The sequence below is a fragment of the Xanthomonas euvesicatoria pv. euvesicatoria genome (genome assembly GCF_020880415.1).
In the GTDB taxonomy this organism is placed as follows: domain Bacteria; phylum Pseudomonadota; class Gammaproteobacteria; order Xanthomonadales; family Xanthomonadaceae; genus Xanthomonas; species Xanthomonas euvesicatoria.
Genome location: NZ_JAJIUJ010000054.1, coordinates 16,592 through 30,454 on the forward strand (window position 1 = coordinate 16,592; position 13,863 = coordinate 30,454).

A 13,863-nucleotide genomic window follows, 5' to 3' on the forward strand; every position below is an offset into this window, starting at 1 on the left:
CGCAGCGTGCGGTCACCGCCGCACGCTGCACACGCGATGAGTTCGCACCGATCGCTCAATGCTGCCGGTTCCCGCGGCGTTTGACTGCATAGCCAATGGCCAGGAGCAGGAACCACACCGGGCTGGCCAGCAATGCCTGACGCGTGTCGTCCTGCAGGGTGAGCAGCACGATGACGAAGGCGAAGAATGCCAGGCAGACGTAGCACATCAGCACGCCGCCGGGCATCTTGAACGCCGAGGCGGCGTGCTGCTCCGGGCGCTTGCGGCGGTAGGCGATGTAGGCGCACAGGATCAGCGACCACACGAACATGAAAAGCACCGCCGACAACGTGGTGACCAGCGTAAACGCAGTGACCAGGTTGGGAATCAGATACACCAGCATCGCGCCCAGCAGCAGGCACAGGCAGGAAAACAGCAGGCCGCGCGCCGGCACCGCCGCGCCCGACAGCTTGGCAAAGCCTTTGGGCGCATGCTGTTCTTCGGCCAGGCCGTAGAGCATGCGGCTGGTGGAAAAGATGCCGCTATTGGCCGAGGAGGTGGCCGAGGTCAGCACCACGAAGTTGATCAAACTCGCTGCCGCCGGCACGCCGGCCAGCACGAACAACTCCACGAACGGGCTCTTGTCGGCCACCACCTGTCGCCACGGCGTCACCGCCATGATGGCGATCAGCGCAAGCACATAGAAAATCAGGATGCGCACCGGGATCGAGTTGATCGCCTTGGGCAGGTTGCGGCGCGGATCGGCGGTTTCTGCAGCCGTGGTGCCGACCAGCTCGATACCGACGAAGGCGAACACCGCAATCTGGAAGCCGGCAAAGAACCCGCCGATGCCCATGGGGAACATGCCGCCGTCGTTCCACAGATTCGACAGCGAGGCCACGTTGCCCGACGGCGAACGGAAGCCCCAGGCCACCAGCCCGGCGCCGGTGATAATCAATGCGGCAATGGCGATGATCTTGATCAGCGCAAACCAGAATTCCATCTCGCCGAACAATTTCACCGTGACCAGATTCAGGCTCAGCAGCAACAACACGCACAAAATGGCCGGAATCCACGGCGCCAATCCCGGAAACCAGAACTGCGCATAGGCCGCAATGGCAATGACATCGGCAATGGCAGTGATGATCCAGCAAAACCAGTATGTCCACCCGCAGAAAAACCCGGCCCACGGCCCGAGCAGGTCGGTGGAAAAATCGATGAACGACTTGTATTCCAGGTTGGAGAGCAGCAGTTCGCCCATTGCGCGCATCACGAAGAACAGCATCGCGCCGATGATGAGATAGACGAACAGGATCGACGGCCCGGCCAGACTGATCGTCTTGCCAGAGCCCATGAACAGGCCGGTACCGATCGCCCCGCCGATGGCGATCAACTGCAGGTGGCGATTGGACAGGCTGCGTTGCAGATGATCGGGCGCGGACGGGTCAGACATGGGCACGGCACCGGCAAGTGAACAAGCCGTCAAAAATACGAGATCGCGCCGACGCATACCAGGGGTTTGCGCCGCGGCAACCGCAAGGGCATGGATGCGCCAGCGCATGGTGGGCAGGTCGCCCCATCATGGTGCGTCGGTGGTGGCGTGTAGACACCCACTGTCGAGACAAGCACCGAACGCGTGGGCGCTGTGCGCATTGGGCACCCGGGTACCCAGTCGCTGCGCATCGGACAGCTGGCTCGCGCCCGCCTGATTCGCCAACTCGTGCCGGTCGGAACTGCGCTGACGGATCGCTTGCCGCAATGCCCGTTGTCGCGAGGTCATCGCCGGGGCAGCAAGGCAGTGCACGGCATTGATGACGACGCCAACAGCACCACATGCAATAGATCAAGCCTGCAGCCGCGCCTCAGATCACAACATGGCGCCGCTAGCGCTGCCCCATTGCAGCGCAGCCGCACGCGGCATGCACTTGCCATGCTCCCGCCCGCTTTCCCGACCGCACGCGTGACAAGCAACGTCGAGCGCACAACGTCGAGCGCACAAGACGGAGGACGAGCACGCAGAGACACGACGCCAGGCGAAAAAAATGGCCAACAGGAAGCAGGGCCAAACGCGACACTGACCTACTCTTCGTTGGCGCTACTATCAAGAGAACAAAACGCGGTACAGGCGTGGACGCCCGTGTCTTGAAAGACACGCGCCGACAAGTGGGACCGGCATGCGACGTGCTGTCACGGTGACGGCAGGTAGAGCTCATACCAGCGCAGTCGCACCGTCAGTACTCAACCACCCGCAAGGCCGCCGCCTACCCGCCCCGGCAGCGCTCCGTCGTCCTCCTGCTCCGGGTCGCCCACCTCATCGTTCAGGCCACCGCGTTGCGGCGGCTGTTCTTCCAGCGGCGTGTCTTCTTCGTTGGTATCGGGATCGGGCGTGCCATGTGCCAGAACAGCGGCGTCGGCGTTGGTCATGGTGCGCGCGGTGCGTGGATTCAGATGCATGAGCAGCTCCGATGGAATTCGACAGGAGCGTTAACGCTAGGCTGCATCGCGCTACTCCGCCGTGAGCCTGCAATGAGCTTGCGTGACATGCTGTTGACGTGGCGCAGTCGGCATGGCGCGAATGATCACACTCGACATCGCACGGCGCACAAGGCCCTCTTGCGCGGTCGCGCATCCACAACCGCAGACGGCCACGTCCAAGCCGGTAAGCAAGCCTGACCTGGCGCGCATGCGACGCCTTGCAGCGCAGGCCGCCGCAGCCACCGCTATCATGCCCAGACCTCGCCGAGACCATGCCATGCGCCATCGCATCTGCCTTGCATTGTTGTTGAGCTGCGGCACGGCGCACGCCGCCACACCGGCGTCGCGCCTGGATGCGGTGCTGCAATCGGGGGTGCTGCGCGTGTGCACCACCGGCGACTACCGCCCCTATTCGTTGCTGCGCGGCGACGGGCAGTTCGAAGGCAGCGACATCGACCTGGTGCAGTCGCTGGCGGCCAGCCTGGACGCACGCGTGCGCCTGGTGCGCACCAGCTGGCCGCAACTGATGCCGGACTTGCTGGCCGACCGCTGCGATATCGCGGTTGGCGGGATCTCCGTCACCTTGCAGCGGCAACGCCAGGCCAGCTTTAGCGCGGTACTGGATGTGGACGGCAAGATTCCACTGGTGCGCTGCGCCGACCAGGCGCGCTACCGCAGTCTGGAACAGCTCAACCGGCCGGAGGTGCGCCTCATCGAACCACCGGGCGGCACCAACGAGGCCTTCGCGCACCGCCAGTTACCGCAGGCCACGTTGCGGCTGTTCGCCGACAACACCACCATCTTTCAGGAACTGCTGGCGCATCGCGCAGACGTCATGATCACCGACGCCTCCGAAGCGCTGTATCAGCAGGCAAGGCTGCCAGGCCTGTGCGCCATCGCACCGGAGCAACCGCTGCAATACAGCGAAAAAGCCTTCCTTCTCCCGCGCGACGACCACGCCTGGAAAGCCTATGTGGACCAATGGCTGCACCTGAGCAAGGCCAGCGGCGACTATCAACGCATTGTTGAAGGCTGGCGGCAGCCGCGCTGAATGAGCCGGGATTAGGGATTCGAAAAGCAGCAAAGCTGCACGTCAAGTCGACTAACGCTGTTACAAATCCCCAATCCCGACTCCCCAATCCCCGCCGTCAAACAATCTTGGTTCGCCGCCACCAACGCGACACCTGTTCCTCGCGCACCAGGGTGAACAGACCGGCGCCCAGGATCAGCGCGATGCCCACGGCCATCGGCCAGTCCAGATGATCGTGAAACAGCAGGTAGCCGAAGGCGATGGCCCATAGCATCTGGCTGTATTGGGTCGGTGCGACAAGGCTGACCGGGGCCATGCGCGTGGCGTACATCATGCAGATGGCAGCCAGCCCGGCGAGCAAGCCGTAGCCGGCCAACAAGCCCCACTGGGACAGCGTGGGCCAGACGAAGCTCGGCAACATCATGATCCCGCCCATCACCAACGGGCCGATCACGCCAGCGCCGTACAAGGTCAATCGCTTCTCGCTATGGCCGGCCATGCGCAAGGCGATCACCGAGATGGCGCCGACCAGGCCACACACGATGGCCGCCACATGCCCATGGGTGAGATGGCGAAATCCCGGGCGCAGCACGATCAACACGCCGATGAACCCGACGATCACCGCCGACCATCGCCGCCAATGCACTTCTTCCTTGAGGAAGATCACCGACAGCACGGTGACGAAGATCGGCATCAGGAAGATCAGCGCGAATGCTTCGGCCATTGGCAAGGTGGTGAAGGCGATCACCGAGGTGAGGTTGCCGATGGCGCCGGTGAGCGCACGCAGCAGCCACAGTGCCGGCTGCTTGGCCATCACCAGCTCGCGCAACTGGTCGTTTGGCTTTTTCAGGAACGGCACCGCCAGCAACATCAGCAGCGCGCCGAGAAACAGCACTTCATAGACCGGCAGCGTGCCCTCGAGCAGCTTCACGAACGCATCGCTGATCGAATAGGCCGCATAGCAGGCGAACCCCAACAACACACCTTTCAGCATTGCCCACACTCCACGGTTGACGCCGATCCGACGAGGTGTCGATACGGACTGCATGCAGTATGCGTTGCAGCGTGTGTCAGCGAAACGGCGCGGGCAGTCGACCTCGGTGGCGAGCGCATGGTGGCGGCCCGGCAGCAGATGCCTGGCCGCAACAGGTCGGTTACGATGCCGCTCCCTTCCTTGCAGCGGTGCGGCAAGTGCCGCACGCCGCACACAGAGCTGTCAGCCGTGCCCCACTACTCCGGCCCCCTACTCGTTCTCGCCGATGCCCAAGCCCTGCTTGCCGCGCGCGGCAGTGGTCTGACTCACTGGACCGGCTCGCTCGACCTGGGCCGCAGTACCGATACCGCCCAGCTCGATGCACAGACCTGGCAATGGCGCGGCCAGGGCTACCCGTATCCGGGCAAACTCAAGGAGCGCACGCTGTACTTTTGGGATGGCGAGGATTTCGCGCCGATCTCGCGCTACAGCGGCGCATTGATCAAGCTGGTGCCTACCGAATGGGGCGCGCCCACGTTCGAGATCGATGGCATCAAGATGCTGCCGTCCGCGCAGCTGTCCCCGTTTGAGGATGCGCGGCGCAAGGTGGCGTTGGTGGATCCGCGCGGCAAGATCGTGCTGGACACCTGCGGCGGCCTGGGCTACTTCGCCGCCTGCTGCCTGGAGGCCGGGGTCGCGCAGCTGTTCTCGTTCGAAAAGAATGCCGACGTGCTGTGGCTGCGCACGCTCAACCCGTGGTCGCCGGATCCGCAGGGCGCCGCTGCCGGCGGGCGTTTGCAGCTGACCCATGCCGATATCGCGCAGCACATCGCCACGCTGGCCGACGATTCGGTCGATGCCATCCTGCATGACCCGCCCCGCTTCGGCATTGCGGGCGAGCTGTATTCGCAGGTTTTCTACGATCAGCTGGCACGCGTGTTGCGCCGAGGCGGGCGGCTGTTTCATTACACCGGCGCGCCGAACAAGCTCACCAGTGGGCGCGATGTGCCCAACGAAGTGAGCAAGCGCCTGGCCAAGGCCGGCTTCACCACGCAACTTGCCCTGGATGGCGTGCTGGCGAGCTTGCCTGCACGGCGCTGAGTGGTGCCTCCACGCCATTGACGCTGGCGATACGGCCCGCGCGATCATCGCGTGGCGAATGCAAGACGGCGTCCACTCGCGGCACGCATGCGCACTGCATGATCACGCGAGGCCGGCATGACGGTTACCGCGGCGGTTGCAGCGTGCCGCCGGCGGGATCTGCGATACTGCCGCGCCCTCGACACGGACGTTGCATGCGCGCCCATTTGATCATTGCCCTGCTGGTCTGGCTACTGCCGGTCACTGCGACACCAACACACGCGCAGACGGCATCGGCAAGCGCAGCATCACAGCCGATGTCGGAAGTGACCACGCGCTATCCGGTGACCACCGCAACGATGGGCGGGCGTGTGATCCGCCTGGGCGAACACCAGGGCAAGTGCGCGGTGTCGCGCGACGGCGACATCGTGGTACTGAGCATCGGTGCACCTTGCTACTTCAGCACCGATCGCCAACATGCCGCGCAGGTCCATCGCTTCCATGGCAGCGACGTCGTGCTGGTACAGCACGCGCATCCAACGTCGCGACCAGACTGGGATGTGGCCGTCTACGGGCCCATCTGCGCCTTCGAAGCGCAGGCGGTACGCGAGATCGGCGGCGTGCTGGAACCCGGCGGTGTCGCCGGTTCCTGGCATTGCGACCCGACCGCCGGCGCCGACCAGAAGCAGTTCGTCTACAGCTACGACACCTGGCCCAGGCACGGTGCGCGGCGACCTGCGCGCAAGCAAAAAGCGCATTGATGGTTGCGCGAGCGCCGCGGGGCGATGCGAATCCGGCCTGCTTTTGGTCAGCGCTGTTTGCCCGACACGCCGTTTGCGCCGCGCACCAGCATTTGCACGCTGCAGACGATTGCCTGCCGCCGCGCCTTAACCGCTGGGTGTCGGATGGCAGCGACGTCGCATGATCGGTGGCCACGCACACGCCGGGTCATGCAGCACGAAGACTGCAATCGCCGCCAACCGTGCCATCACCGCACGTGGCGGCGCGCGCGCCAACTTGCATATGCAAACCCGCCGACGATCAGCAACGGTACGCAGCTCAGCAGTGCATCCCAGCCAACAGCAATCCAGAAGCGATGCGGGTCGCTGTCGACCAGAAAGATCCGTGCCGGCCGGCCACGAATAACGCTGACATAGCGCCCTTCGAAGACTGCCTCACCCAATAGCCAAAAACGTCCGCAACATGCGATCACCGCGATACCAACCACGCCGCGCACGAGCCAGTCAATCAGGCGTGAACTCTTGCGTTCAGAGGCCGGCGGCGGTGATGGACGAGGTGTTTTCAAGCCTGAATTTCTATCCACATGGCAGCGAAGTTTACGCGCCCCCCACTCAGAGCGACCAACCAATGCGAAGTCGTCAGGTGGGCTTTGCCGTCATTCGTCACCGGCTGCGGCGCTCTTGCACTGCTGTTTTCGCCAGGCACAGGATTCCAATGCAGGACCTGCGTCAGTCGGGGATGCGGCGCCGAGTCGCAGCCCGCACACCACTGGCGTGCACGCGCGTTCGCTACCGGCGCAATCGTCAGCTACCCAGGCCGAAGATCAGGCTGCGATGCGTTGCAACGCCGGCCATCGCGCCGCTGGCTGCCGCCAACACCACCGATGCGGCCGGGTTTACGATATCGCCACAGGCAAATACGCCCGGCACCGTCGTTGCCTGCATGGCGTCCACAGCGAGAAGGCGACCGAAAGGCCCCTCGCTGGTGGCACATCCAAGCTGCCTCACCAACGGGCTGATCTCGGTCTGGGTGGTGATGAACACCCCGTCCAACGCGAACCTCTGGCCGTCGTGCAGCACCAGCTCCAGCGCATCGCCCTCGCCTTGCAGCGCCGCCACTGCGCCGGTCACCACATGCACCGCGCGCGTCTCCAGTTGCGCCCGCTGGGATTCGTCCGGCACCAGCGTGTCGTTCAAGAACAGCCAAGTAGGGCCCCAATCCGGCAGCATGGCGGCTTGATGCGCAGCAAGCGCAGAGGTCGCGATCACACCGATGCGCCCCTGCTGCAGTTCGTAGCCATGGCAATACGGACACACGAACACCTGCCTGCCCCAACGTTCGGCCAGACCGGCCAGCGCAGGGAGACGATCGACCACCCCCATGGCCAGAATCAGCCGGCGGGTGGCATGCACGCTGCCATCGGCAAAGACGACCTCGAACGCCTCCGCCTGCCCGCGGACCTGGACGACCTCGCCATCAGCCCACTGCACGCTGGAATACGACAGCACCTGCGCACGCGCCTCATCGGCGATGCGCGCGGGCGATGCGCCATCGCGGCCCAGCAAGCCATGCGAGGTTTCGGCAAAACGATTGCACCGCCGGCCGCTGTCCACCAGCAAGACGCGGCGTCGCGCCCGCGCCAACTGCAAGGCGGCTGACAGCCCTGCATAACTGCCGCCAACGATGATCACCTCGTGCTGCATGGTCGCTCCTGGGTGCCGCCACCGATTAATGTATCTTTCGATGTTACATTAATCGACGGCGGAGACACCACGGGTATCGCGCCGCGCATCCAGTGACGTGATTCAGCGCTGCCGCGTGCGCTTGCCCGCCGCGTTGCCGCCAGATGGCGCCCTCGCGCTGCACAAGGCATCGAACTCGCTCGCCAGTGCGGCAAGCGTCACCGTGCCCAGGCGCTGCAACAGCAGCGCTTCGGCGTGGGCCAGCGCATCGGCGATTGCCGCATTGACCACACGCTCCACCCCGCATTGCGGATTCGGGTGATCGGCACCGATCGCGAACAGGTGCGGGCCGCCAACCGCGCGATGCACATCCAGCAGCGTCACCTGCGCAAGATCGCAGCCGATCTGCCAACCGCCGTTGTGCCCACGGCTGGATTGCACGTAGCCGGCACTGCGCAGCCCGGCCATGGTCCGGCGCACCACCACCGCATTGGTCGACAGCATGCTGGCGATCTGCTCGGAGGTCATCGGCTGCGGGCTTCTGGCCATGTGGAGCAACACGTGCAACATGCGGGAAAGGCGGCTATCGGTGCGCATGCGGTCCTGGGTCGTTGGATCGGTTCACGGCAACCAGCGGTCGCCATCGGCCGGCAGATTGTGCCGCAGCATCGCCTCGATGTCGCAGCGCGGGTGCGTGCACCAGGATCAGCACACCGCCCATTGATCGCGCCCAGCGGTCTTGGCGGCGTACAGCGCAAGATCGGCCTGGCTCAGCAACACATCCAGCCCGGTGTCGGCGACGATGCGCACCGCGCCCATGCAAAAGCGCACCGGTTGGTCGGGCGGCAGGCCGGCGATGTCGATCGCTGCCACCGCACTGCGCAGGCGCGTAAACACCGCGGGAATCTCCTCTTCGCCGCAGCCCGGCAGCACCAGCAGGAATTCTTCGCCGCCCAGGCGGCCCAGGCGATCCTGCGCGCGCAAGGCGAGCCGGGACGCACTGGCCAGTGCCTTGAGCACCGCATCGCCGGTGGCGTGCCCATACACGTCATTGATCTGCTTGAAGTGATCCAGATCGATCAATGCCAGCATGCCCGGCGTGTGCGAGCGCAAGGCCTGCTCGATCTGCTGCTGCGCCTCGGTGCGAATGGCGCGCCGGTTGGGCAGGCCGGTGAGTTCATCGCGCATCGCCAGCCGCGACAACTGGCGGCGGTGCCGTGCGCCGAAGGCCAGCACCACCAGTGCACCGAGCAGCAACAGGCAGGCCGCGCACAACGCGATCCACAGCGTCCGCTGGCCCGCTTCGCGCGCCTGCAGTGCCAGCTGCGCGGTCTCGCTGCGGCGGCGCAGCTCGGCCGTTTCGGCGCCGCGACGTGCGTCTTCGTAGCGCGCCTGCAACCGCAACATCACCGTATCGCGCTGGCGGTCCAGGCTCTGCGCGCGCAGCGCGTTGGCGCGTTGCAGTTCCTGGTAGGCCTCTGCATGGCGGCCGCGGAATGCCAGCGCCTGGGCGATCGCGTCCACCAGTTGCGCACGACGGTTCAAGGTCAGGTTGGGATCGTCCGCGGCCTTGGCGGCGACGATTTCGGCGTCCAGGCCCTCAGCCTTCAACGCGATCAAGGCCTGCAGCAAGACGGCATGACACGCCGCAACGCGCCCGATATTGCCTTGCTGCTGCATCAACGGCAGGGCTTCGCGCGCCATCGTCAATGCAGAAGCGGCATCGCCGGTTTCGATCAGGGCTTCGCTGGCGCTGGTCAGCGCCGCAGCCACGCCGGCCTGGTCGCGCAGTTCGCGGCTGAGCGCCAAGGCGCGCCTGAAATGCAGCAGCGCCGCTTCGGGTTGCCTGGTTGCCAAGGCAGTGCCGAACTCGTATTCGATCAGACTGCGCTGGAAGCGCGCCGGCTGGTCGTGCAGGCGTGAAAGCGCACGCTGCAGATAGTCTTCGGTTTCGCTGTCTTCGGCGGGCCGACCACCGACGCGGCTGGCCAATGCGCCCAGTTGCGTCAACGCATCCAGCTCCAGCCCCAGGAGTTTTTCGCGCGCCGCACATTGATAGCTGGCCTGCGCCGCACTCCAGGATTCATCGCTGCTGCCGGAGGCGAGCATGCTCCACATGTCGACCGCCTCGACTTCGCACAGCAGATCGTTGCGGCCCAGCGCGCTGGCCCGTTGGCGCAGCGCTTCCAGCCGCGCCACCATGACGCGATTGGGGTTTTCGCGCACGTCGCTGAGCGCCTGCACGATATCCAGCCACAGCTGCGCCTGCGAGGTGCTGCCGTGCAGCTGGTCGAGCTTTCCGCGCGCCTGCGTCAGCGCCACCTGGCGGCGTTCGCTGTCTTCCAGCGAAATAAGCACGCGCGCCTGCGCCAGCAAGGCCCAGAACTCGGCCTCCACGTCGTGGTCGCCGCTAGCCCGCTGCAGTGCGCCCTGTGCGATCTGCAAGGCGACCACCGGGTCGTCGATGGTCGCCGCTTCGATCGTCTTCCACGGCTGAGGCTGCGCCGACGCCATGCCACTGCCCAGCAGCAAGGCAAACGCGGCGAGCCCATGTCGCCACCGGACCACGCACATGCTCATCGCGTCATCACGTCGAGGACGGGCCGCAACGTGCGCACGCCAAGCCGATACCATCTGCGCATACGTGGCGGCTTGCTGGTTGCTGCGGCATTTCAAGCACTCCCACGGTTGGATGGCGATGGAATCCAGCGGAATTTCAGGCCAAACGCCCATTTCCCGAGGTGATGCGGCTGTCATGATGACCAACGCACACGACAGCGCACGTGATCGACGCGCAAGCGGTCGCGTTCGTTATCGGCCCAGGCGGGCCACTCTTGAATCCGGATGACGGGAGAGCGCAGCACATCGCATGGGCGCGCAGACGGCAGCCAGACCCGCACGTCGCCTGGCTATCGCGCGATGCGCCTGAGGCACGGCGACACGCAGTCCACCCCATCTGCTCGATCGCCTGCCATCGCGATGCGACGAGACGGCAACCCCACGCGCCGGTGGGTGAAGCTCCCCCGGCGCGGCCGCGTAAACTGCCGCACGGCAGCTGCCGCCCCTCGATCTTCCGGAGACGCCGTGATCTCACACCTGCCCCGCGCGCTCACCCTGCTCGCCATCGCCTTGCTGTCGGCCTGCGCCACACAGGCCCCGCGTGCCCCGCAACGCTCGCCCGATGCGGTCAAGGCCGATATCGCGCAGCGCCTGCCGGCAACATTGCCCGACCGCGCCGGCTGGGCCAACGATGTGTATGTGGCGCTGTCCTCGCAGGCGTTGGACACCAGCGCCGAGCACATCTGCGCAGTGCTGGCGGTGACCGAGCAGGAATCGACTTACCAGGCCAATCCGGTCGTGCCCAACCTGGGCAAGATCTCGCGTGCCGAGATCGACCGCCGCGCCAGCGCGCATCACATTCCCGGCTTCATGGTCGATGCCGCCCTGCGTCTGAGTTCGCCGGATGGGCGCAGCTATGCCACGCGCATCGCTGCCGCGCGCACCGAACAGGAACTGAGCCGCATCTTCGAAGACTTCACCGGCAGCGTGCCGCTGGGCGCGCGGCTGTTCGACGGATTCAACCCGGTGCATACCGCCGGGCCGATGCAGGTGAGCATCGCCTTCGCCGAGCAGCATGCGCAGCGCTACCCCTACCCGCCCGGCGATTCAATCCGCCACGAAGTCTTCAGCCGCCGTGGCGGGCTGTGGTTCGGTACCCAGCATCTGCTGGGCTATCCCGCCAACTACGACGCGCTGCTGTACCGCTTCGCCGATTTCAACGCCGGCTGGTACGCCAGCCGCAATGCCGCCTTCCAGGCCGCGCTGAGCAGGGCCAGCGGCATCGCGCTAGCCCTGGACGGCGACCTGCTCACGCCGGGCGCCAGCCTGGATGCGCCCGGCAGCACCGAGCGCGCCGCACGCAGCCTGGGCAGCCAGTTGGCGATGAGCGACCGGCAGCTCCGCCGCGCACTGGAGGCCGGCAACACCGCAGATTTCGCGGACTCCGACCTGTATCGCCAGGTGTTCGCGTTGGCAGAGCGCAGCGCCGGCAAGCCGCTGCCGCGTGCCGTGTTGCCCGGCATCACCCTGGAAAGCCCAAAGATCACCCGCACGCTCACCACCGCCTGGTTTGCGCAGCGGGTGAACGAACGCTGGAAGCGCTGCATGAGCAAGTAGACGAGCGGGCCGCCGCGCTGCCGGCGCTGCGCTCTGTCGCCTCATTCGGTGCTCAGGCGATTGGTCAACACATCGCCGACAACCGGGCCGTCTTCCACCTTGCCATCGCTGCCGCGTTGATACCTGATGCCGGCCCGACACGCGGCAGGGTCCATCTCCCATACCCAGCCAACCAGGGCACGCCCTGTGCCTGGTGGCGAGCGTAGCGGCGTGTTCATGCGCAGGCCATCGTCCTGGCCGCGATCCAGCGTGCACATGACGGTGCCGGCGCCGTCGTCTTCAGCATCCGGGTCGATCTCGTCCACATGGGTGATGGTGGCGATGATCGCCTCGGCATTCACCTGTTGCTGCAACACGTGTGGAAGATCGGCAAGCGGTGGCGCGGTGCGCCCGCCGGATGGCTCCTGGACGAACGCATCGGTCAACCTCACCTTGCGGAAGTAGTACTCGCTGCGTCCGAGTGTTTTCGAGCCCTCCATGGCCGTTGCCATGTCTGCCAGTTCGTCGGTGCGCAGCAGGAACATCTCCGTACCCGAGCGCATGACCAGCAGTTGTGCATCGTTGGCATCGCTACCGCTCGAATCACGGCGCAAGCGGATGTCCAGGGTGAGGTAGCGATCGCCCATTTCGGTCTGCGTCACCTCAAAGCGCCCCGAATACGCACGCACATCGGTACGGGCATGGCTGCGATGATCGATCTTCCAGAACAGCAGGCGATATTGCCCGTCGGGTTCCAGTGACAGCATGCGATGCCAATCGATGTAGGACGACAGGTACAGGCCGTGCAGGTCGCCGCTCGCCTGTGGTTGCTGGAAGATGCCCTCGAACACAGGGCGCTGCTCTGCAGGCAATGCATCGGCAATGGTCGCGGGCGCGTCGGCCACGGGTGCGGGGGCATCGACAGCGTCGCGCAGCCGGGTGTGCAGCGCCAACGCATCGACCTTGTCGACCCGCAGCATCTGCATCGAGAGCAGCAGTTGGTCGATCTGGTAGACCTCGCCCGCAGCGAGTGGGCCGCACTCCTTGCGCGCGGTGGCAAGCCGGGCCGATGGAATCAGGGAATCGCAGAATGCCGCATCGCAGAGGGACTGGTTGAAGAAGTCCTCGAGGTTCCAGCTCAGATCGCCGGTGGCTTTGGAGACCGGATCCACATAGACCACGTCTTCGTCGGTGGCAGTGAGCTTGCGGTAGTACAGCAGTGCGCCGAAGGGCGTGAGCGCGATCGGAATACGCTGTACTGCGTCAGGTGGCGAGACGATCCAGCGATCCAGCACCGGCTGCCAGTGCCGGGGGTCGATCAGCGCCAATTGCATGCGTCCATAATGCCCCAGCCCTTTTTTACGCCATAGCTCGAGCAGACTGGCAAGCAGCACTGGCGCATATGCGGCAATCAGATCCATGGCGGCAGGCTGCGTCCTGCCTGGCGGATGCGCCTTGAGGAAGCGGGACAGTGCCAAGCGGCGAAACCAGGACATCAGACGGCCTCCAGTCAACATTGCGTGCGTGCAACACCCCATATCGTGCCGCATGGCCATGCTGGGGCACGGGAGAAGCGTAGTTCATCGCGCAAGGGCACGTCGTCGGTGGCTGATCGCGCAGCGGCGCACGTGCGGGCCGTGGGTGTCTTCGCCCACGATGGCGATGGCGATGGCGATCGAGCCCGCGCCGCCACGCAGCGGTGGTGCAGGGCCTGGGCGATCCGCTGGGCAACCGCGCGATTGCCGGTC

At 65.4% G+C, this 13,863-nt stretch carries 12 protein-coding genes; 4 read left to right on the top strand and 8 right to left on the bottom strand.

What is annotated here, in order from left to right:
• Positions 1–55: 55 nt before the first annotated feature.
• Together cycA and LN450_RS10155 are read right to left on the bottom strand one after the other, a co-directional pair.
• Positions 56–1,432 carry a D-serine/D-alanine/glycine transporter gene (cycA, locus tag LN450_RS10150; protein ID WP_011346282.1) on the bottom strand — a complete coding sequence of 459 codons (1,377 nt, stop codon included), beginning with the start codon at positions 1,430–1,432 and terminating at the stop codon, positions 56–58.
• A gap of 785 nt (positions 1,433–2,217) precedes the next feature.
• Positions 2,218–2,433, bottom strand: coding sequence for a hypothetical protein (locus LN450_RS10155; protein ID WP_011346280.1), 216 nt, complete (start codon positions 2,431–2,433; stop codon positions 2,218–2,220).
• Between the two features lie 298 nt (positions 2,434–2,731).
• On the opposite strand from LN450_RS10155, the gene LN450_RS10160 reads away from it, so the two are divergent.
• Positions 2,732–3,505 (top strand): transporter substrate-binding domain-containing protein, encoded by a 774-nt coding sequence (locus LN450_RS10160; RefSeq protein WP_014089280.1) that lies wholly within the window; start codon positions 2,732–2,734, stop codon positions 3,503–3,505.
• A gap of 97 nt (positions 3,506–3,602) precedes the next feature.
• Here LN450_RS10160 and LN450_RS10165 read toward each other — a convergent pair whose 3' ends face one another.
• Positions 3,603–4,478, bottom strand: coding sequence for a DMT family transporter (locus LN450_RS10165; protein ID WP_008577555.1), 876 nt, complete (start codon positions 4,476–4,478; stop codon positions 3,603–3,605).
• Between the two features lie 165 nt (positions 4,479–4,643).
• On the opposite strand from LN450_RS10165, the gene LN450_RS10170 reads away from it, so the two are divergent.
• Both LN450_RS10170 and LN450_RS10175 read left to right on the top strand, forming a co-directional pair.
• Entirely contained in the window at positions 4,644–5,558 is a 915-nt protein-coding gene (locus tag LN450_RS10170; RefSeq protein WP_011346278.1) for a class I SAM-dependent methyltransferase, read from the top strand.
• 194 nt (positions 5,559–5,752) lie between these two features.
• Complete coding sequence (locus LN450_RS10175; protein ID WP_041855025.1) at positions 5,753–6,298, top strand: hypothetical protein; 546 nt, start codon at positions 5,753–5,755, stop codon at positions 6,296–6,298.
• Between the two features lie 227 nt (positions 6,299–6,525).
• On the opposite strand, the gene LN450_RS10180 is transcribed toward LN450_RS10175, so the two are convergent.
• The 4 genes from LN450_RS10180 to LN450_RS10195 all read right to left on the bottom strand — a co-directional run bounded on the left by LN450_RS10180 (position 6,526) and on the right by LN450_RS10195 (position 10,540).
• Positions 6,526–6,720, bottom strand: coding sequence for a hypothetical protein (locus tag LN450_RS10180; protein ID WP_029818569.1), 195 nt, complete (start codon positions 6,718–6,720; stop codon positions 6,526–6,528).
• 361 nt (positions 6,721–7,081) lie between these two features.
• Complete coding sequence (locus LN450_RS10185; RefSeq protein WP_011346274.1) at positions 7,082–7,981, bottom strand: NAD(P)/FAD-dependent oxidoreductase; 900 nt, start codon at positions 7,979–7,981, stop codon at positions 7,082–7,084.
• 102 nt (positions 7,982–8,083) lie between these two features.
• Positions 8,084–8,557, bottom strand: coding sequence for an Rrf2 family transcriptional regulator (locus LN450_RS10190; RefSeq protein WP_011346273.1), 474 nt, complete (start codon positions 8,555–8,557; stop codon positions 8,084–8,086).
• Between the two features lie 108 nt (positions 8,558–8,665).
• Positions 8,666–10,540, bottom strand: a complete 1,875-nt coding sequence (locus LN450_RS10195; protein ID WP_011346272.1) for a GGDEF domain-containing protein — start codon at positions 10,538–10,540, stop codon at positions 8,666–8,668.
• 504 nt (positions 10,541–11,044) lie between these two features.
• On the opposite strand from LN450_RS10195, the gene LN450_RS10200 reads away from it, so the two are divergent.
• Complete coding sequence (locus LN450_RS10200) at positions 11,045–12,136, top strand: DUF1615 domain-containing protein (protein WP_011346271.1); 1,092 nt, start codon at positions 11,045–11,047, stop codon at positions 12,134–12,136.
• A gap of 41 nt (positions 12,137–12,177) precedes the next feature.
• On the opposite strand, the gene LN450_RS10205 is transcribed toward LN450_RS10200, so the two are convergent.
• A complete protein-coding gene (locus LN450_RS10205; protein ID WP_011346270.1) occupies positions 12,178–13,611 on the bottom strand; it encodes a GAD-like domain-containing protein in 1,434 nt (477 codons plus the stop codon).
• Positions 13,612–13,863 lie beyond the last annotated feature (252 nt).

Coding starts and splice junctions, on each gene's coding strand:
- cycA (WP_011346282.1), bottom strand. CDS start 1,432: ATGTCTGACCCGTCCGCGCCCGATCATCTGCAACGCAGCCTGTCCAAT.
- LN450_RS10155 (WP_011346280.1), bottom strand. CDS start 2,433: ATGCATCTGAATCCACGCACCGCGCGCACCATGACCAACGCCGACGCC.
- LN450_RS10160 (WP_014089280.1), top strand. CDS start 2,732: ATGCGCCATCGCATCTGCCTTGCATTGTTGTTGAGCTGCGGCACGGCG.
- LN450_RS10165 (WP_008577555.1), bottom strand. CDS start 4,478: ATGCTGAAAGGTGTGTTGTTGGGGTTCGCCTGCTATGCGGCCTATTCG.
- LN450_RS10170 (WP_011346278.1), top strand. CDS start 4,644: ATGCCGCTCCCTTCCTTGCAGCGGTGCGGCAAGTGCCGCACGCCGCAC.
- LN450_RS10175 (WP_041855025.1), top strand. CDS start 5,753: ATGCGCGCCCATTTGATCATTGCCCTGCTGGTCTGGCTACTGCCGGTC.
- LN450_RS10185 (WP_011346274.1), bottom strand. CDS start 7,981: ATGCAGCACGAGGTGATCATCGTTGGCGGCAGTTATGCAGGGCTGTCA.
- LN450_RS10190 (WP_011346273.1), bottom strand. CDS start 8,557: ATGCGCACCGATAGCCGCCTTTCCCGCATGTTGCACGTGTTGCTCCAC.
- LN450_RS10195 (WP_011346272.1), bottom strand. CDS start 10,540: ATGAGCATGTGCGTGGTCCGGTGGCGACATGGGCTCGCCGCGTTTGCC.
- LN450_RS10205 (WP_011346270.1), bottom strand. CDS start 13,611: ATGTCCTGGTTTCGCCGCTTGGCACTGTCCCGCTTCCTCAAGGCGCAT.